Source organism: Streptomyces sp. CA-249302, from assembly GCF_050936785.1.
GTDB lineage: Bacteria > Actinomycetota > Actinomycetes > Streptomycetales > Streptomycetaceae > Streptomyces.
The window spans coordinates 7,030,035-7,047,727 of record NZ_JBNJMG010000001.1; the positions used below are offsets into that span (position 1 = coordinate 7,030,035).

General features: G+C 72.5%; 15 protein-coding genes. 5 read left to right on the forward strand and 10 right to left on the reverse strand.

The window, feature by feature from the left end; all coding sequences use genetic code 11:
• Nucleotides 1-5 precede the first annotated feature (5 nt).
• From ACQEWB_RS31925 to ACQEWB_RS31955, 7 genes are all read right to left on the reverse strand, one after another.
• Nucleotides 6-302: a hypothetical protein gene (locus ACQEWB_RS31925; protein ID WP_432837080.1), complete on the reverse strand. Its 297-nt coding sequence runs from the start codon at nt 300-302 to the stop codon at nt 6-8.
• Complete coding sequence (locus ACQEWB_RS31930; protein ID WP_432837082.1) at nt 299-1,972, reverse strand: hypothetical protein; 1,674 nt, start codon at nt 1,970-1,972, stop codon at nt 299-301. The genes ACQEWB_RS31925 and ACQEWB_RS31930 overlap by 4 nt, the downstream gene beginning before the upstream one ends.
• Nucleotides 1,969-3,573: a hypothetical protein gene (locus ACQEWB_RS31935; RefSeq protein WP_432837084.1), complete on the reverse strand. Its 1,605-nt coding sequence runs from the start codon at nt 3,571-3,573 to the stop codon at nt 1,969-1,971. The genes ACQEWB_RS31930 and ACQEWB_RS31935 overlap by 4 nt, the downstream gene beginning before the upstream one ends.
• Nucleotides 3,554-5,593 carry an Hsp70 family protein gene (locus ACQEWB_RS31940; protein WP_432837086.1) on the reverse strand — a complete coding sequence of 680 codons (2,040 nt, stop codon included), beginning with the start codon at nt 5,591-5,593 and terminating at the stop codon, nt 3,554-3,556. Before ACQEWB_RS31940 ends, ACQEWB_RS31935 begins: the two co-directional genes overlap by 20 nt.
• Nucleotides 5,594-5,607: 14 nt before the next feature.
• Nucleotides 5,608-6,054 carry a hypothetical protein gene (locus ACQEWB_RS31945; RefSeq protein WP_432837088.1) on the reverse strand — a complete coding sequence of 149 codons (447 nt, stop codon included), beginning with the start codon at nt 6,052-6,054 and terminating at the stop codon, nt 5,608-5,610.
• 261 nt (nt 6,055-6,315) lie between these two features.
• The gene (locus ACQEWB_RS31950) at nt 6,316-6,828 is read right to left on the reverse strand and encodes a hypothetical protein (protein ID WP_432837090.1); all 513 of its coding nucleotides are present in this window, start codon (nt 6,826-6,828) and stop codon (nt 6,316-6,318) included.
• Nucleotides 6,829-6,841: 13 nt separating this feature from the next.
• Nucleotides 6,842-7,354, reverse strand: a complete 513-nt coding sequence (locus tag ACQEWB_RS31955) for a RipA family octameric membrane protein (RefSeq protein WP_432837092.1) — start codon at nt 7,352-7,354, stop codon at nt 6,842-6,844.
• Between the two features lie 118 nt (nt 7,355-7,472).
• Here ACQEWB_RS31955 and ACQEWB_RS31960 point away from each other — a divergent pair, with 118 nt between their 5' ends.
• The 3 genes from ACQEWB_RS31960 to ACQEWB_RS31970 are packed head-to-tail and all read left to right on the forward strand — an operon-like array spanning nt 7,473 to nt 10,523.
• Nucleotides 7,473-7,808 carry a hypothetical protein gene (locus ACQEWB_RS31960; protein ID WP_432837094.1) on the forward strand — a complete coding sequence of 112 codons (336 nt, stop codon included), beginning with the start codon at nt 7,473-7,475 and terminating at the stop codon, nt 7,806-7,808.
• 1 nt (nt 7,809) lies between these two features.
• Nucleotides 7,810-8,838: a hypothetical protein gene (locus ACQEWB_RS31965; RefSeq protein WP_432837096.1), complete on the forward strand. Its 1,029-nt coding sequence runs from the start codon at nt 7,810-7,812 to the stop codon at nt 8,836-8,838.
• Nucleotides 8,835-10,523 (forward strand): hypothetical protein, encoded by a 1,689-nt coding sequence (locus ACQEWB_RS31970; RefSeq protein ID WP_432837098.1) that lies wholly within the window; start codon nt 8,835-8,837, stop codon nt 10,521-10,523. The genes ACQEWB_RS31965 and ACQEWB_RS31970 overlap by 4 nt, the downstream gene beginning before the upstream one ends.
• On the opposite strand, the gene ACQEWB_RS31975 is transcribed toward ACQEWB_RS31970, so the two are convergent.
• A complete protein-coding gene (locus tag ACQEWB_RS31975) occupies nt 10,504-12,276 on the reverse strand; it encodes an APC family permease (protein ID WP_432837100.1) in 1,773 nt (590 codons plus the stop codon). The two genes, ACQEWB_RS31970 and ACQEWB_RS31975, sit on opposite strands and share 20 nt — an antisense overlap.
• A gap of 147 nt (nt 12,277-12,423) precedes the next feature.
• Between ACQEWB_RS31975 and ACQEWB_RS31980 the strand changes: the two genes are divergently transcribed.
• Nucleotides 12,424-14,742, forward strand: a complete 2,319-nt coding sequence (locus ACQEWB_RS31980) for a DUF4132 domain-containing protein (protein WP_432837102.1) — start codon at nt 12,424-12,426, stop codon at nt 14,740-14,742.
• Nucleotides 14,743-14,754: 12 nt separating this feature from the next.
• On the opposite strand, the gene ACQEWB_RS31985 is transcribed toward ACQEWB_RS31980, so the two are convergent.
• Complete coding sequence (locus tag ACQEWB_RS31985; RefSeq protein ID WP_432837104.1) at nt 14,755-15,741, reverse strand: hypothetical protein; 987 nt, start codon at nt 15,739-15,741, stop codon at nt 14,755-14,757.
• 21 nt (nt 15,742-15,762) lie between these two features.
• A complete protein-coding gene (locus ACQEWB_RS31990; RefSeq protein WP_432844125.1) occupies nt 15,763-16,665 on the reverse strand; it encodes a LysR family transcriptional regulator in 903 nt (300 codons plus the stop codon).
• An 87-nt stretch (nt 16,666-16,752) separates the two neighbouring features.
• Between ACQEWB_RS31990 and ACQEWB_RS31995 the strand changes: the two genes are divergently transcribed.
• Nucleotides 16,753-17,577, forward strand: a complete 825-nt coding sequence (locus ACQEWB_RS31995) for an SDR family NAD(P)-dependent oxidoreductase (RefSeq protein ID WP_432837106.1) — start codon at nt 16,753-16,755, stop codon at nt 17,575-17,577.
• Nucleotides 17,578-17,693: the final 116 nt, after the last annotated feature.

Here is a 17,693-nt window from a genome sequence, read left to right on the forward strand (position 1 = left end):
TCTCCTCACTCCGGTGACTCGCCCGGTTCGGGCACCGTGCCGAGCGCGTGCTCGGCCAGTTCGCGGCAGAGCAGGTACTCGGACTCCTGGTCGACCTTCACCATCAGCAGCAACACCCGGGCCAGCGAGGCCTGTTCGAAGAGCTGGTCCTCGTCCGCCGCGGGCCGGTGCTCCACCGGCGGCAGCCGGTCGAGCAGCCCCCCGTGGTCGGCCGTACGGCGCCGCCCGGGCAGCAGTCCGCCAAGTGCCGCCAGCCGCCCGGGAGCCGACCCGGCCCGTCGGTCGGGCAGGTTCCTGGTCATGCGTTCTCCTCGGGCTCCTCGGGCAGCAGGATCGCTCCGGTGCTGGTGATGAGCTTCTGTTCGGCGCTCTGGAGCACCTCGGCGCCCTCGGCGTACACCCCGGAGGCGCGGTCGAGGTCGGCGAGCAGCTCGCGCAGGGCGAGCTTGGCGGGGGCGTCGTCGGGCAGGTCCCGGACCCGTGGATAGACGATCAGCTCGATCCGCCGACGCAGCGCCTGCGAGCGGCGCCGGTGGTCGTCGGGCGCGGACCGCTGCGTCGGTACGGCACCCTCCTCGATGCCCTCCGCGTCCTGGAACCGGGTGAACCTGGCCTTCAGCCTGCGGTACTGGGCCCGGTCCTCGGGGGACCGGTCGGGGTCGTCGAGGAACTCCGTGACCAGGGCGAGGTAGCGGGAGATGGCGTCCCCCTCGCCGCCGAGGGCGCGCTCGCGCTCCATCAGGTCCAGCACCTCGGGCAGCATGATGCCCTTGGCCAGCTCGGTCCCGCCGTCCAGCACGGCGAGGGCCTGCTCCCGCTCCGGCTGGCTCAGCGCGAAGTAGTAGCGGACCAGCCCGCCGACGAGCGCGGCGTCGCCCAGTTCGGGGTCGGCCGCCCGCACCGCGTCCACCCGCGCGTCGAACTCCGCGAAGTCGGCCGCGGAGGGCGCCCCGCTCAGGGCGGGGCGCCGCGACCATTCCCGGACGAGGGCGATGAGCCGCAGCAGGGCGATGCCGGTACGGAGCAGCTCGGCGGTGCGGCTGCGTTCCTTGGCGTCGGCGTCGGCGTCGGCGTCGGCGTCGGTGTCGGTGTCGGTGTCGGCGTCCGAGTCGGCGTCGGAGTCCTCGTCGGCGCCGGATTCCGCAGAGGCCCCGCCGGGATTCGCGGGCAGGTCCGTCAGTTCCCGCTCGACCTCCTGCGCGAGCCGCTCCAGCCACTCGCCCAGCTGCCCGGGATCGCCGTCCGCCCAGTCGCAGGCCAGCAGTCCCAACTCGGCCTGGGCGGTGGGTACTCCGCGCTCTGCGCTGCGCCTGCGCGCGTCCGCGAAGGCGTCCCGTGCCTCGTCGGTCCGCCCGTCGAAGACCGCCTGGACGCCCTTGACCAGCTGGAGGTCGTTCACCTCGGGCGGGATGCGCTCGGTGAGCTCGCCCAGCTCACGGACCCGGTCGAAGTGGTGCAGCGCCCCGTCGGTCTCCCGGCGCCGCCAGTGGCCGACGGCCAGTTGGAGATGCGACACGGCGGCGATACGGCGGCTGTCCGGACGACCGTCCAGCAACTCCCGCTGCTCCGCGTACAGATCGGTGACGCGGTCGTGGTTGTCCAGCCTCGACTGGACCCACAGCTCCAGGTACGCGGTGTGCGCCGAGTGCCCGTCGGCGGCGACCAGTTCGTCGAGGACGGTCGCGGCGGCGGCGTACCGGGCGGGCTCGTAGGTCCCGAGCATCGCCCGCACATAGGCCTGCGCGAACCGGATCCGCGAGAGCCCCTTGCCCCGCGGCCCGGCGTTGACCGCCTGGCCGAGCAGGCGGTCGGCCCGCTCAAGTTCGTCGCGGTCGTCGCTGTCGAGCAGTGCCAGGGACTCCTCGTACGGCACTCGCCAGCGGCCCGGCAGGACGACGAGGAAGTACAGCCCGCTGGCCACCGTCGACAGGAAGAACAGCGGCAGGAACACCAGCAGCAGGATCGTGGTCATGTGTGTGTCTCCCCGTCCCGGGCCGCCAGCAGCGTGAGGTCGAAGTCCGCGAGCCGCATGCCGTGCCGGTGGATCTCGTCCCGGGCCATCTGCCCGTTCTCCCTGACCTTCTTCAGGCCCGCCCTGACCTGTTCCGAGATCTGGGCGGCCGCGTCGAGGTGTCCGAGGCCGAGGAAGGTCTCGGCGTAGTCGATCATCAGGTCGAACCTCCACCACATCAGCGTCGGCCCGTCGTGCAGCCACCCGTGCACGAAGGCGTTGGCCGCGGTCAGCTCGCCCAGGCCGATGAGACAGGACGCCATCTCGTGGGCGTGGTCCCGGCGTTGACCGGGCGGCAGGCGGTCGAAGGCCGCGGTGGCGGTCGCTCTGAGCCGCTCGGCGAAGGAGTCGGAGGAGTCGGAGGAGTCGGAGGAGCCGGAGGAGTCGCCGGTGCCGCCGGAAACCCGCCCCCGGCCCGCCGACGCCAGCCCGCCGACGATCGCCAGCTGCTCCTCGTACGCCTCCACGCGCTCCGGATCCGCGAGCACCGCCCGCTCCAGCAGCGACAGAGCCTCCAGCGGTTCCCGCAGGTCCTGGCCGGCGATCCCGGCCGCGAGCAGCAGCAGGTCGTAACCCGGCCGGTCGACCAGCGCCGCGTGCGCGAGCCCGAGGGCCCGGTGCGGCTCGCCCGCCTCACGCAACGCACGCACGGTCGTCACCGGGTCCATCGAGTGCCGCGCCGCATCGAGTACGTCGGCCAGCCGCGCCGGCTCCGCCTCGCCGGGTCCGGTGCGGCGCGGCCCGGCGAGACCGCCCGAGTCTCGCCGCGCCATGTCGCGCCCATCGGCCCTGGCGCCGCGCAGTCCGGTGATCCCGGCCAACTCGTCCAGCGCCGCCCGCACTTGCCCGACCCGCCGCATCCACACCGGCAGTCGGCCGTCTCCGCGCTGCCCGCCGAACACCCCTGCGCAGGCCGTCCGTTGCATCAGGCGGTCCGGATCGCCGTACGGCAGTGACTCGAAGCAGCGCAGGGCCGTGACGGACAGGGCGTGCAGGCCGGGGTCCCGGTCGCCGGGAGGGAGGCCGCGGGCGGCCTCCGGGGTCAGGTGTGCCAGGCGCTCCGGCGCGGCGAACAGCTGGCCGAGCGAGGGCGGGCCCCAGGCGGGCAGCGGCAGCAGCAGCGGGCTGTGGCCGGCCAGCACGATGTCGGCGGGCAGCGGGACCAGCCCGGGGCCGATCCCGTCCCGCCAGCCCGGGAGCGCCCGCAGCGCGGCGGCCACGCAGGCCAGCCGGTAGGCCGGTTCCGGGTCGCCGAGGACGTCGTCGAGGCTGCGGGCCGCGTCGGTCTCGTAACTCACGATCTGGAACCAGCGGTCCCCGAACTGCCGCTGCTCGCCCCGCTCTTCGCGCACCACCGGCACCAGGTCGGGGCGGCGCGGCCGGGTCTGCCAGGCCAGCAGCTCGGCCCGCTGCTCGCCGCTCACCTCCTCGACCGGGATCAGCCGGTACCACCGGCGCCGGCCAGGGGCGCGGTAGAGCGAGCCCCACCACCCCACACCGGCGAACTCGGCGTCGAGCTCGTCCTCGACGACCCGCCTCGGGTCATCGACGGCTGTCGTCATACGCGTCCTCGAGCCGGTCGGCGAGATCGTCCAGGGTGTCCTCGTCCACGCCGTCGCGGACGCCGTCGAGGAAGCCGCTGAGGGCTGAGGCAAGGGAGGCGGGCGCGGTGCCGTCCTGGGCGGCGCGCAGGGCCTTCTTGAACATGCGGCGGTATTCGGCGGGTACGACGGAGGGGTCGACGCCGGTGAAGGGGGAGGCGGCGGGGGCGGCTTCCGGCGCCGGGGCGGGGTTCGGGATCGCGGCGGTCACCGGGGGCGGAACCGCGGCGGTCACCGGCGGTGGGACCGTGGCGGTCACCGGCGGCGGCACCGTGAACTCCGGCGCGCCGCCGCCCGGTGTGGCGGCGGGTGCCGAGGCGGCCGTACCCCCGGAAGGCGTCGCCCCCGCCGGCCGTACCGTCGTGTACAGCTTCACCAACGCCGCCCGCCGCTCCGCCAGTTCGTCGACCTTGCCGATCGTCGTGCTCTGGTCGAAGGTCGCCTGGTACTCGCGGCCGGTGTTGGTGTGGGTGACCTGGACGCCGAGCAGGCCGTTCACGTCCAGCGAGAACTCGACCTCGAACTGGTGGTAGCCCTCGGGCCGGGGCTCGATGTCGTCGAGGTGGATCGTGCCGATGAGGGTGTTGTCGTAGACGTACTCGCCCTCGCCCTGGTAGATCGCGGCCTCGATGCGCTGGGCCTGTTCCGGGTTCGTGTACGTCTTCGTCTGGCGGGCCGGGATCTTCGTGCCGCGCGGGATCAGCGCGTTGAAGCGGGCCTGCTGGACGCCGACGCCCAGGGTGTGCTCGGTGATCAGGGTGACGGTGTAGTCCTGCTCGTCCGCGGAGCGCTCCGCGTTCGGCCGGCTGGCGAGGTCGAACGCGTCCGTCGGCTCGAACCGGTTGGCCACGATCGCCGCGCCCCGGGCGACCAGCGTGTCGGGGTTGGCGTCACCTCGTACGAACCCCTCGTCCTGGTCGAAGTAGTCCAGCAGGATCTGCTTGACCCGCGGGATCCGGGTCGAACCACCCACCAGCAGAACCGCGTTGATGTCCTCGCGCTGCACGCCCTTCGCCGTGCGGGCGAACTTCAGGGCCTCGTCGACCTGGTGCAGCGAGCGGTCGAGGATGGGCTGGATCAGCCGCTCGAAGCCGTCCCGGTCGAGTTCCAGGGGAGCCGCCGTACCGCCGAGGTCGATCGTGGTGGCGGAGCGCAGGGACAGCTCGCGCTTCGCCGCCTCCGCCGCCGCCTTGATCCGCAGCCGGTCGGTGTCCTTGGCGAGGGTCTCGCCGAGCTGCTCGACGATCCACGCGGCGACCGCGTCGTCGAAGTCGCCGCCGCCCAGCCGCTGGTCGCCGGCGGTCGCGATGACCTCGATCTCGGTGTCCCGGGTCTCGATGATCGACACGTCGAAGGTGCCGCCGCCGAGGTCGAAGACCAGATAGACCTGCTTCTCGGACTCGGCCCGGTCGACCCCGTAGGCGATGGCCGCGGCGGTCGGCTCGGGGATGAGCTGGCGCGGGTACAGCCCCGCGAGCAGGGCGGCCTCCTCGGTGGCCTTCTTCTGCCGCTCCATGAAGTACGCGGGTACGGTGACCACCGCGTCGTGGATGTCGCCGCCCAGCGTCCGCTCGGCGATCCGCTTCATCCGCATCAGCACCAGCGCGCTGATCTCCTGCGGCCGCAGCCACTCGTCGCCGAGCCTGGCCCGCACCGGGTCGTCCACCGCGTAGACACCGGCGGCGCCGAAGTGCTGGAGCAGCTCCGGCGTGAACACCGCGCCCATCTCGCGCTTGATCTCCACCAGCGCGTCACCGGCGCCCGCCGCGCCGCTGATGGCGTTCTTCGCCTCGTGCCCGACGACCAGCGCGCCGGTGGCGGGGTCGATGCGGACGACCGAGGGGGTGGCGACGGCGGCGGTGCCGTCCAGTTCCGGATCGGCGAGGATCGTGGGCGCGAATTCGTCGGGGTCGTAGGCGGCGACGGCGGAGTACGTGGTGCCGAGGTCGATGCCGACGACCCGGTGCAGCTCAGCTTCCAAGGGATCCTCCGGGTTCACTCGTCGGCGAAGCCGTCGAGCAGGTGAATGCGGGTGAAGTCGCCGGTGAAGTCGGTGCGGGTGGTGTCCATGGGGTGGTGCACGGTCTCGCCCGCCGCGGTCAGGAAGTCCTCGATCTCCCGGCGCAGCACGGTCAGTCCGGCGTCCCGTTCGTCGAGGACGGGCTCCCAGGTCGGTTCGAGGCGCAGCAGCGGCAGCGGCGGGAAGCGCGCGTCGTGCTCGGCGCGGGCCTCGGCGTTCTCCAGGTTCACGGCGTGCGCGGCGACGATCTCGTCCTCGCTCGCGCCGCGCGCCTGGAGCGCGGCGTCGTATCGTCCGGCCGCCGCGCGGATCTCCTGGGCCGTCGCCTCCGGGGGCACACCGAGACGGCTATATTCGGTCGACCGGGGGACGACCATCGGCAGTGCGAACAGTCCCTCGCCGGCCGTGTCCGAACCCGGCATCACAAAGCCCCCGTCCCACGTTCACAAACGCTACGCACCGGGGGCGATCCAAGGCCTACGCGTCCCCCGACGCGGCCTTCATCGACGTGTCACGACCCTGTACGGCCGCGATGTCGGGGTCAATTGTAGTTGCGCCTGGATCAACTCGCCTCACTTCCGCACCAGTTGGGGCGACCTGTTTCGACATGGCCGGAATTGATCGCCGCGCGCGGCCGGACGGCCTTGGCAGGTGCACATGCCTTCAGCGGAGTGCGGCGGCCCTCAGCGCAGCGCGCCCGTCCGCCGTGCCCCCGACGGCCACACCACGTCGACCGCCAGCCCGGCCGCGCGTGCCTCTGCCACCGTGTCTGCGGTGCCGCCGCCCTTGCCGGTGGGTGCGCTGCCGTCCCAGACGGCCACCAGGCGCTGGGCGCCCTGAAGGAGAAGGCGGTTGGCGGCCTCGTACGCCTCCGTGCCCGCGTGTTCGTACGGGAGAACCGTTACGTCACCGGCCGCGGCGCGCAGGGCGTCGAACTGGGCGAGATCCTCCGGGCGGACCACCGCCGAGCGGTAGTCCCGGGACGGGACGACCGCCGCCAGCCGGCCGCCGAGGGCGAGGACCTCCTCGGCGAACAGGCAGTCGGCGCCCCGCGCCAGGCACGAGCGGCCGACCAGCTCTTCGCCGGCCGGCTCCGCACCGGCCAGACCCGACAGCAGCGCGCGCAGGGCCTCGCGCACGGGACCGGTGGCCTCCGCGGCCAGGTCCATATGGCCGGTGACGGCGATCGTGATCACTGCGTACCTCTCGTCACAGGGCCAGGGCCAGGAAGCCCAGCACATAGGTGCCGGCGAAGATGATGGGAACCCAGCGTTCCACAACGGTCAGCCGCAGGTAGACCCGCCAGTCCCGGCCCTCCCTCAGCGCCTGCCACTCGGCGGCGGAGAAGGCCCGCGTCGGCAGCCGTTCCTCCAGCGCGCCGATCACCTGCCACTTGCCCTGGTTGAGCTGCTCGTAGGAGCGGACCGTGAACCACCAGGCCGCGCAGATCGCGAGCAGCACCGGCAGCCCCGCCAGGAGCAACAGCACCGGCGCGTCCCGCAGATGGGCCGGGGCGAGCCAGCCGCCCAGGAAGGCGACCAGGCCGCTGTTGAGGGTCAGGAAGAAGGTGTTGGCCAGGTTGCGCCGGGAGCTGACCCGGTCCGCCATCTCCACGCACAGCTTGTACTGCTCGAACAGGGCGGCCCGGTAGGCCTCGGACCTCTCGTCGTAGTCGGACGCGGAAACACCGTCGTTCCACAGCGAATCGCTGATCTCGGCCATGGCGGCATCATGCCCCGCTCCCCGCTCCGCCCACCACCGATCTCGCCGGACCCCTGATCGGCTCCCGCCCAAGTGGGTAACCTGGCAGAGGCGTTGGTGCGAGACGGGGGGCGTGCGCATGGCAGTGCGGATCTCGGTGTCCGTCAAGGGCCCGACCGGGCTCGACGACACGGACCGGATGCTCGGCGAGCTCAAGGAGGCCGCCGACCTGCCGTGGCACGTCCGGGAGGTCGAGGAGGACGGCGCCCTCGGCAGCGGCATCGTCGAGATCGTCCTGGTGGCCGTCGTCGGCAAGACCGTCGAGATCGGTGTCTCGGCCGCGGTGGACGCCGTGAAGCAGGCCGTCGAGCGGTGGCGGAGCGAGCGGCTCGACCCGCCGGACGTGACCGTCGGGACGGAGTCCGTGCCCGACGCGGAGACCGGCTCGGCGGACCCGGAAGGATCGGACGGCTGACATGGCATCCAGGGCGGTGGTGATCGGGCCGGCGGCCTACGCCGTGAACTCGGGGATCGACAGCCATCCGACGATCGGCGAGAGCGCCCGGATGTACGGCGAGGTGCTGGCCGGCGACGCGATGTGGGGCGCCGACAGCTGCCGGGTCCTGGGCAAGGACGAGGTGGAGACGGCGGACGGCGTCATGCGGGCCCTTCAGGCGGCCGCGGACGAGACCGAGCCCGAGGACATCTTCCTGGTCGTCTACGTCGGCCACGGCCAGTACTGGAGCGATCTGCCGGGCGCCCAGGTGCACCTGTCCGTCGGATCCTCGTACAAGGACAAACCCTGGACCTGGCTGTCGAGTTGGTACGTCTACCGAGTGATGCGCCGCGCCCGGGCCAAGCTCAAGGTGCTGATCGCCGACTGCTGCTACTCCAACCTGCTGCCGCAGCTGGGCGAGGAGCCGGTGCTGCCGGGCGTGCTGGGGGAGCTGGACGAGGGCACCTGTGTGTTCACGGCGGTGAAGAACGCCAACTTCGCGCCCGCCGACGGCTGTTCGGCCCTCCCCGGGGACCTCGCGCGGTGCACCCCGTTCAGCGGGCATCTGCTGCGGATACTCCAGGACGGCACCAAGGACCACGAGGCGCGGCTCACCATCGGCCTGCTGCGCGAGGCCGTCAGGCGGGAGATGGAGAGCTGCGCCGCCGCGCCGCACCAGGTGCCGCGCATGTCCCTCAACGACGCCCGGGACGGCACCCCGCTGTTCACCAACCGCATGGAGGCCAACCGGCGCGACCGCGCCCCGCAGCTCCCGGTCGACCCCGAGGACTGGGTCCGCACCCTGATGCTGGACCGCGACTCCCGCCTCGACGACCTGCTGAAGGACGAGCGCAAGACCGGTGACGTCGTCGCCATCCTCAGCACCCGGCCGGACGACGCCAGCCGGCACCTCGCGCGGCACATAGACGCCCGCGCCAACAACGCCTTCAGCGAGCCGCACGCCTTCGCCCGCTACTGGAACCAGGTGGAGAAGGCACTGCGCGTATGAGGGAGGGGCACCAGGAGGAGGGCGAGGACGGTGAGGCGTGGGGCTTCGGCTACGAATGGGTGACCACCTGCACGGTCGACGCCTTCGTCTCCCGGATGCGGGCCATGCGGGAGGGCGAACGGCCCGGCACCGAGGGCGGTGAACGCCCGCGTCCCGCCACCGCGGTGCGCGCCCTGCACGCCTTCGCCGTCAAGCGCCCCATCGGGCAACTCATCGAGTCCGCGAGCTGCTTCGACTACCGGGACGCCATCAACATGCTGGCCACGGCCGCCCTGTGCCGGAACATCCGGCAGGCCGCCGACCTCGCGATCCGGCAGTGGCAGGCGGAGCGCACGGGCGGGGAGGGGCGGCCGCGGCTGACCGACGGCGTCATCCACGACATCGCCTGCCAGCGGACGGTCCTGGACGTCGCCGTGTTCATCCGCGTGTGCCGACGGGCCGGCGAACCCGCCCTGGTGGACCGCACGATCAGCGCCTTCACCGAACCGGGCTCCGGCCGCACCAACCTCGACAAGGCGCTGCTCTACATCGCCCTGCGCGACGAGAAGTGCCCCGAGGAAGCCGCCGAGTTCCTGCGCCAGGCGCTGGTGGCCATCACCGGGAACGGCACCCTGGCCTCGGACACCGTGCCAAGGGAGTTCCACGACCTCGCCGGGGCGCTGCACCACCTCAGTCCCTCCGAGCGGATCCTGGAGGAGTGGGTCGACACCCAGCTCCAGCTCGACGACCACGTCCACGACACCCGGCAGATCATCGCCCGGCTGATCGCCACCCGCACGGACAGCCCCGACACCCTCGTCGAACACGTCGGCAGGCGCCGTACGCGGCACGACATCGCCGAGATCTGCGGCCAGTTGACCAGGCCGCCGCACGCCGGGAAGTGTGCGGAGATCCGCCGGCACGCGGCCTCCCGGGAGCAGATGGAGGACCTCGCCGAGATCGTCCGGATCTGGTACGAGTCCGACGCGCTCAAGGGCACGATCAAGGAACTGCTCGCCGACATCGTCGCGCGGGGGACCGACCGGGACGCGGGCCCCCGCTCCCCGCGTGAACTCGACCGCCTGGACACGGCGTTGAGCAACGTCAACGCCCCGCCGGAGTGCCGTCGGCTGCTGCGGATCGCTGCCGCGGTGCACACGGACGGGCGTTCCGGGACCGATCTGGTGACGCTGCTCGGCAAGGTCGACCGGCCGCGGGACCGCAACCGCGCGGCGCACACGATCGCCCAGCGGCTCGCTGGCCGCGTCCTTGAACAGGGGGCCGAGCCCGGGTTGTTCGTGGCGTATGTCGACGGGCTGCGTGCGGCGGGGCGGGCCGAGGCTGTGTACCTGGCCTGCAAGGAGCTCGCGGATCCGTCCGACCCGGTGCGGGTGCCGGAGGGGGCGGGTGTGGTCGTCGCCGAGATCGCGGCCAGGCTGTACGAGCTTGGTGAGGAGCGCGGGCGTGACGGTTGGGATCTGCTGGAACGCTTCCTGGAGAACGAGCAGAGGGTGACCCCAAGGGAGGTCGCGGCGATCGTCCTCCGGCTCTGCGACAGTCCGATGAAGGTGGAGGATCGGCACTTTCTGCTTCGCGCGACCGTGGGGCGGTGGTCGGATGCGCGGCGGCGGGAGGAGGCGGTGGGGGAGTTGGGGGATGTGGGGTTCGACGCGGAGGCGCGGGAGGTCATTCGGTCTTTGCGATAGCGCTCGGCTGCGGGTCCGTCGTGGCTGGTCGCGCCCGCGCGGCGGTAGCCGCAGATTCAACAGAGCCCCGCGCCCCTTTGGGGCGCTGTCCTGGCCCGGGAGCGGGAAGCATCGGTGGGATCTCGGTCATGTGTTGCTTGGATGCCCTCACCAGGCCCTCGAAGGACACCAACGCGGTTACGACCGCCAGGAAGCCCCCAAGAACCTTGTGGTCCAGGGTGATCGGGGAGTCTCCCAACACCAGCGTCACCAGCATCAGGACCGCCAGCTGGCCGATCAGCCACAGGGCTGCCTGGGCCGCCGGGCTGGTCCGCCAGTCCCTGAACTGCGTGACGTGCACCTTGGCGTCGTATATGCGCCCCAGAGCCGGTAGCCAGCCGGCCAGGATCGGTAGGCACAGGAGCAGCGCGGAGCCCACCGTCAGGGCCGTCATGCCCTGCCACAGAGGGCCCCACCCGGCGCCGTACAGGATCAGTGCGATCAGGGCGAAGCTCGCGCGGGCCAGCACCTCGTGGGCGTCGCGGCGGCGGTCGGAGTGGGCGGGGAGGTAGCCGCGCAGGGAGACCAGGGCCACGCCCGGGACGGCGTACACGACCAAGGTGAGTACGCCGGTGACGGCGACGAGGGTCCGCCAGCTGCCGCCGACCGCCCACAGGGCGATGCCCGCGATGACGCAGTCGACCACCAGGACCAGCCAGTAGACGTCGTACCGCCGCTTCAGCGAGGCCTTGCGGGCGGTCTGGAGGCCGCGGTGGGTGAGGTGGGCGCGGCTGAGTGCGGCGACCTCGCGGGTGAGGGAGTGGGCGAAGACCAGGCCGGCGCCCATGGGGGAGATCACGCCGTTGACGCGGAGCAGTACGCCGAGCCAGAACAGGCCTGCGGCGGAGGCGAAATGGGCGTACGGGGACGAGCCCATGTTGGCCGTGGACCAGGCGGCGTCGTGGTAACGGGTGAAGACGATCTGCAGCGCTATGTAGAGCACCATCGAGCCGATGATCGTCCCGAAGACCGCCCGCCGCAGCCGCGCCGCCTCACCCGGTGGCCGTCGCTTGACGTTCCCGGCGAAGTCCAACGGGCCCTGGAAACCCACGTATGCGTAGATCACGCCACTGCCGACCACCGCGGTCAGCGCGGCGGCCGCGCCCTTCCCGGCGCTGGGCTCGCTCGCCTGCAGGCCGCTGTCGTCGAAGCCGGCGGCGATCAGCAGCACCACGGTCAGTACGGGGACGACCACCTTGAGGACCGTCAGCCAGGAGTTGATGCGGAAGAAGATGCGCGGGGCGATGAGGTTCACCGCGGAGATCGCGGCCATGAACCCCAGGGCGTAGCACCAGCCTTCGGTGGTCAGCGTGTCGGACGGGTCGAGCAGCCCGTGCACGCCCTTCCAGCCCGACAGGCCCTTCGTCATCGCGACGGCCTCGCTGGCCAGGTTGATCGCGTAGACGAGCCACAGCCCGGCCGCCATCACCGTCGCCACCAGCGCGCCGCTGCTCTGCAAGGGCAGGAAGATCAGCCCGCCGGTCTTGGGCGCGGCCGTGCCCAGTTCGACCATGACCCCGGCGATCAGCAGCATCAGCAGCCCGCCGAACAGCCAGGCCAGCCACGCGTCCGAACCGGCCTTCCCGTAGGCCTCGCCCGCGCCCAGCATCCAGCCGGAGCCGATCACCCCGCCGGCCGCCAGGCCGACGAGATGGAACACCGACAGTCTTCGCTGCTCGTCCTCGTCCTCGAACGGCAATGCCCGGAGACTCATCCGCCCTATCCCCCGATTAGCGTCGCGGCTCCTCACGCACAGTGGCGACAGGGTACAGGGAGTGGTCTGCGTTGCGCCCGGGTTGATCGCATCGGCCGATCACCTCGACCGCTCGCATTGTCAGTGCCGGCTGCCATCATCCGTTGCATGACCGCCGCCGACCGCCTGACGCGCCTGCTCAACGACCCGGAACCCGCCGAGGAGTTCCGGTACGAGGACGTGGCCCGCCTCTCCGACCAGGAGCTCGGCGACCTCCTCCCGACCGCCTACGGCCTCCGGCCCACCGCCACGTACACGGCGACCCGGGTCCGTCATTCCGTCGAGGACGCGGGCAGGGAGCGGCAGCCGCGCTACACCCCCGAGGCCTGCCGCCGGATGTTCGAGGCGCTGCTCGCGGGGACGGAGGTGCGGAACTGGGCGGACCTCACCCTGGGCGCGGGCACGCTGGCGCGCTGCACCGGGCCCTGGCCCGAACTCTCCGGTCCCGCCCGCCTGCTGACCGAGTTCCTCCTGGAGAAGAACGACCTGCGCCAGCCGTACGCGCTGCTCGCGGTGGCCGGCCTCGCGGGCGAGGGCACCCTGCGCACGGTCACCGACCGGCTCGGCCGCGAGGCCGGCCCCATCGGCCTGGCGGAACTCGCCGCGCTCACCCGCCTCACCGACGCCGAGCGGACGCTGCTGGCGGAGGTCGAGCGCGACCACTCGTTCACCTCACCGCCGTCCCTCCCGGACGCCTGGCGCGGGATCGCCGACATCCCCGGTTACGTCGCATTCGCCCGCGGTGCCCTGGAGGAGGCCGCCGATCGCGCCGACGCGCTGCATGCGGGGACGATCCCGTACCGGGCGGACAAGGCCTTCACGGACCGCGAGGTCGCCGCCCTCGGCCACGCCGCGCGCGTGGCCCTGCTGCGCGACGAACCCTGGCTGCCGCCGCTCCTCGACCGCCTCCTGCCCGGCATCACGGTCGCCCCGACCGCGGCCAGGACGGTCCCGTCCCAGGCGCTCCTCTATGAACTGGCCCGCGCCGCCCAGGACTTCCCGACCCCCGAGCTGGTCACCGCACTCCGCCACGTACGCACGATCGTCCGCCACGCGGGCGTGCCCAAGCAGCTCGCCAAGATGCTCAAGAAGATCGACGTGGCCCTCGCCGAGCGCACCGACGTGGCGCTGCGGCTGCCCGCCCTGGGCTTCGGCGCCGACGGCGTCCTGCGCCGCGAGGCGGGCGAGTACACGGCCGTCGTCCGCGTCGACGGCACCACCGCCGAACTGACCTGGGAGAAGGGCGGCCGCCCCCTGCGCTCCGTCCCCGCCGCCGTCCGTCGCGACCACGCCGACCTGGTCAGGGAAGTGCGCGACCTGGCCAAGCGGGTCGACAGCCAACTCGCCACCCTCGCCCGGGCGTTGGAGGGCGGCTACGCGATGGCCGCGGTCCACCCGTACGGCCGCTGGCGCACCGGGCTGGCCGGGCATCCGCTCGCCGGGCCCGTGGTCCGCCGGCTGATCTGGGAGGTCGAGACGGCGCCGGGCGACTGGCAGCCCGTGCTCCCGGAGACCGACGGCCTCCCCGACGCACCCGAGGAAGCCGCCGTACGCCTCTGGCACCCTCTGCGCTCCGACCCGGACGCCGTGCGGGCCTGGCGGGACCTGCTGACCGAGCGGCGCATACGGCAGCCGTTCAAGCAGGCCTTCCGGGAGATCTACCTCCTCACCCCGGCCGAGGAGGCGACCCGCGTCTACTCCAACCGCTTCGCCGCCCACCTCGTCCACTACCACCGGATGTTCGCGCTGTTCCGGGCGCGCGGCTGGCGGAGCAACCTGCTCGGACACTGGTCCGACGGGGAACAGGACGGCGCAGTAAGGACTTTGGCGGCGGGGGAGTGGCGGGTCCGCTTCCTGCACTCGCTGGCCGACCTGGACGGCGACCAGCCGCTGGCCTCGACCGATCAGGTGCGCTTCTCCCGCAGGGCGGAGGGGACCTGGCGGGAGGCGCCGCTCACCGAGGTGCCGCCGCTGATGTTCAGCGAGGCGATGCGGGACGTGGACCTCTTCGTCGGCGTCACCTCCGTCGCCGCCGACCCCGACTGGACCGACGGCGGCCCCGTGCGCGCCTACTGGGAGCGGGCCGGCTTCGCCGAGCTCACGGCGAGCGCCGAGGCCCGCCGGGACGTCCTGGAGCGCGTTCTGCCGCGGCTGAGGATCGCCGACCGCTGCTCGCTGGACGGCCGTTTCCTGGTGGTCCGCGGCGACCTGCGCACGTACAAGATCCATCTCGGCTCGGCCAACATCCTGATGGAGCCGGACGATTCCTACCTCTGCATCGTCCCGGCGCGCGGCAAGGCCGGCGACGGGAAGGTGTTCCTGCCCTTCGAGGACGACCGCCTGGCACTCATCCTCAGCAAGGCGTTCCTGCTGGCCGACGACACGCGCATAGCCGACGCGTCGATAGTGACGCAGATCGCCCGGTGAACTCCACTTCCCTCACTGGATGTTGAGCTGGAAGGGATGCGAGAGGTCGGTCGGGCAGATGAAGACGCGCAGTTCGCCGAAGCGTCCGACATTGACGTCCGGACCGTCGTTGCAGCTGTCCACCGTCAGCAGCACCCGCATGGTGCTGTCGCACGACGTACAGTCGATCGGGAGGAGGTCGGTGAGGTGCCAGCTGGGCCAGCCGCCCAGCTTCCAGCCCTCCCGGCAGGCCAGCCCCCGGTGGTACTCGACGGCCCGCTCCTCGGCCCAGTCCTCCCCCGACTCGGCCAGTTCCCCGGGCAGTTCGTCCCGGTCGGGGAGGTCGGTCACCGCGACCGGGTCGAGGACGCAGGGCTGCGGCAGGTAGGAGTCGTCGGTGCGGTCCGGGTGCGGCGGGTCGACCAGGACCTCGGTGACGTCGGACGCCCTGCGGTAGCGCAGCTCGACGGCGGGCCCGTAGTACCCGGACTGGCCGGGGAGGTCGTCGTGGTCGTTCGGGCACCACAGCACCTGAAGTACGTCGGTCCCGGCGGGCCAGTGCCAGTCGTCGCCGGGCATGTCACGGGCGTACAGCTGGACGACCGGGACCATGGCGACGCCGGGCCCCGAGGCGTCCGGCGCCATCCGCATGGTCTCCCAGGTGATGAGGTCGAGGGCGCCCGCGCCGTCCATGATCCGCCGCTGGGTCTCGGCCTCCTCCGCGGTCACCTCGTAGGCCCGTTCCGGGTGTTCGCGGTGGCGGGCGCGCATGGCCTCGTCGATGCGCTGCCAGGTCTCCCGGTCCTCGTCCGAGAGCTGCTCGCGGACCTCCACGAGGTGCGGGCCCGGGCACACCGGCCACGGCTCGCCGGCGGGCCACAGCAGCGGACCGCCGACCGAGCTCTCCCCGAACCCCGGTACACCGGCGGAGGGTTGGAGCAGCGCGGCCTCGCGGAGGTATCCGGCGAAGGCCGGCAGCGCGGCCACCAGCTCCTCGGCGGTGGGTATCCGGTTCGTCACGGCGCTCAACCTACTGGACGCTCAGGCCCGTTCCGCCACCTGGCGGCAGGCATCCGCGTACGCCCGTACCAGCGGCCTGCGATCCCCCTTCCGCCAGGCCAGGACATAGCGGCTGGGCGCGAGACCCCGCACCGGACGGGTGAGCACACCGCCCAGAGTGATCAGCGGGACGTTCCCCGCCGCCACCAGACAGACCCCCAGCCCCGCGACCAGAGCCTCGTACGTCTCCTCGGTGCTCGCGATCTCCGCGCCGACCCGCGGCGGGCGCCCGTCGCGCTCGTCGAGGGCGAGCCAGTGGTCGCGCAGCGGACCGGCGCTCGGCGGCAGGGCGAGAAAGGGCTCGTCGGCCAGGTCCGCGAAGTCGACCTCGGCGCGGGCGGCAAGCGGATGGCCCTCGTGCAGGGCGACCAGGCGTGGCTCCTCGGCGACGACGGTCCACGCGTACCGCTCCTGGTCGGGCAGCGGCAGCCAGACGAAGGCCACGTCCGCGTCGCCGTCCGCGAGCCCCGCCGTCGGATCCTCCCAACTCACCTGACGCAGCCGCACGACGGCCTCGGGCCGGGCGGCCGTGAAACGGGAGCGGATCGCCGGCAGCAGCCCGCCCCGGCCCGGGCTGGTGCTCATGCCGACGACCAGCGTGCTGCGCTGCGCGGCCCGCGCCTGAGCCACCACGTCCGCGCCCTGCGCCCACGCGGCCAGCACCCGCCGGGCGTGCGGCAGCAGCGCCGCGCCGGCCGCGGTCAGCTCCACGCCCTGCCGGTCCCGGCGCAGCAGCTCCACCCCCAACTGCCGCTCCAGCGCCCGGATCTGCTTGCTCAGCGCGGGCTGCGAGACGTACAGCCGCTCGGCGGCGCGCGTGAAGTGCAGCTCCTCCGCCACCGTCACGAAGTACCGCAGGTCCCGCACATGCACGTCCGTCGTCATAGCCATCGGTTATCACCGTAGGTCTTGGACGGGTGCCGCGGCACGGGAAGAAGCTGAATCCCGAACCATTCCGGGAGGGAGCGAACCATGAACAGGGTCTGGCTGATCACCGGCGCGAGCAGCGGACTGGGGCGGGCCATCGCCGAGGCCGCGGTCGCCGACGGTGACGTGGTCGTGGGCGCGGCGCGGCGCCCCGAGGGGCTGGACGACCTGGTGGCCGCCCACCCCGACCAGGTGGAGGCGCTGCGACTGGACGTCGCCGACGTGAGCGCCGCCGAGCCCGCCGTACGGGACGTGGTGGCCCGGCACGGGCGGATCGACGTGCTGGTCAACAACGCCGGCCGCGGTCACGTCGGCGCCTTCGAGGAGACCGGCGACGACGAACTGCGCGCCCTGTTCGACGTGCACGTCTTCGGGCCGGCTGCGCTGGTGCGGGCCGTCCTGCCGTACATGCGCTCACGGCGCTCGGGCGCGATCGTGCAGATGAGCAGCATGGGCGGGCAGACCTCCTACCCCGGCTTCTCGGCCTACAGCGGCACGAAGTTCGCCCTGGAGGGCATGTCCGAGGCGCTGGCGGGCGAGGTCGCGGAGTACCGCATCAAGGTGCTGGTGGTGGAGCCGGGCGCGTTCCGCACTTCCCTGTACGACGGCACACAGGCCAGCATCGACACGGGCGCGTACGCCACGGTGGGCGGCACCCGAGCGATGGTCGACGCGGGCTTCGACGACCGGGCCGGCGACCCGGCGAAGGCGGCGGCCCTGATCCTGACGGCCCTCGACTCGGACCGCACGCCCCTGCGCCTCCCGCTGGGCGACGACGGCGTGAGCGCGGTCCTGGACCACCTCGACCAGATCCGGGACGACGTGATGACGTGGGAGAAGCGGACCCGCAGGACGGGGTTCCGGGACTGAGGGGTCCAGGGGGCGCGCGTACCCGCGTCCCCAGGACGAACCCGCGGCTCGCGCGTACCCGCGTCCACAGGCCGTCCCCGTTGTCGGACCCCGGTGTCACTATGGGCGTACCGGGT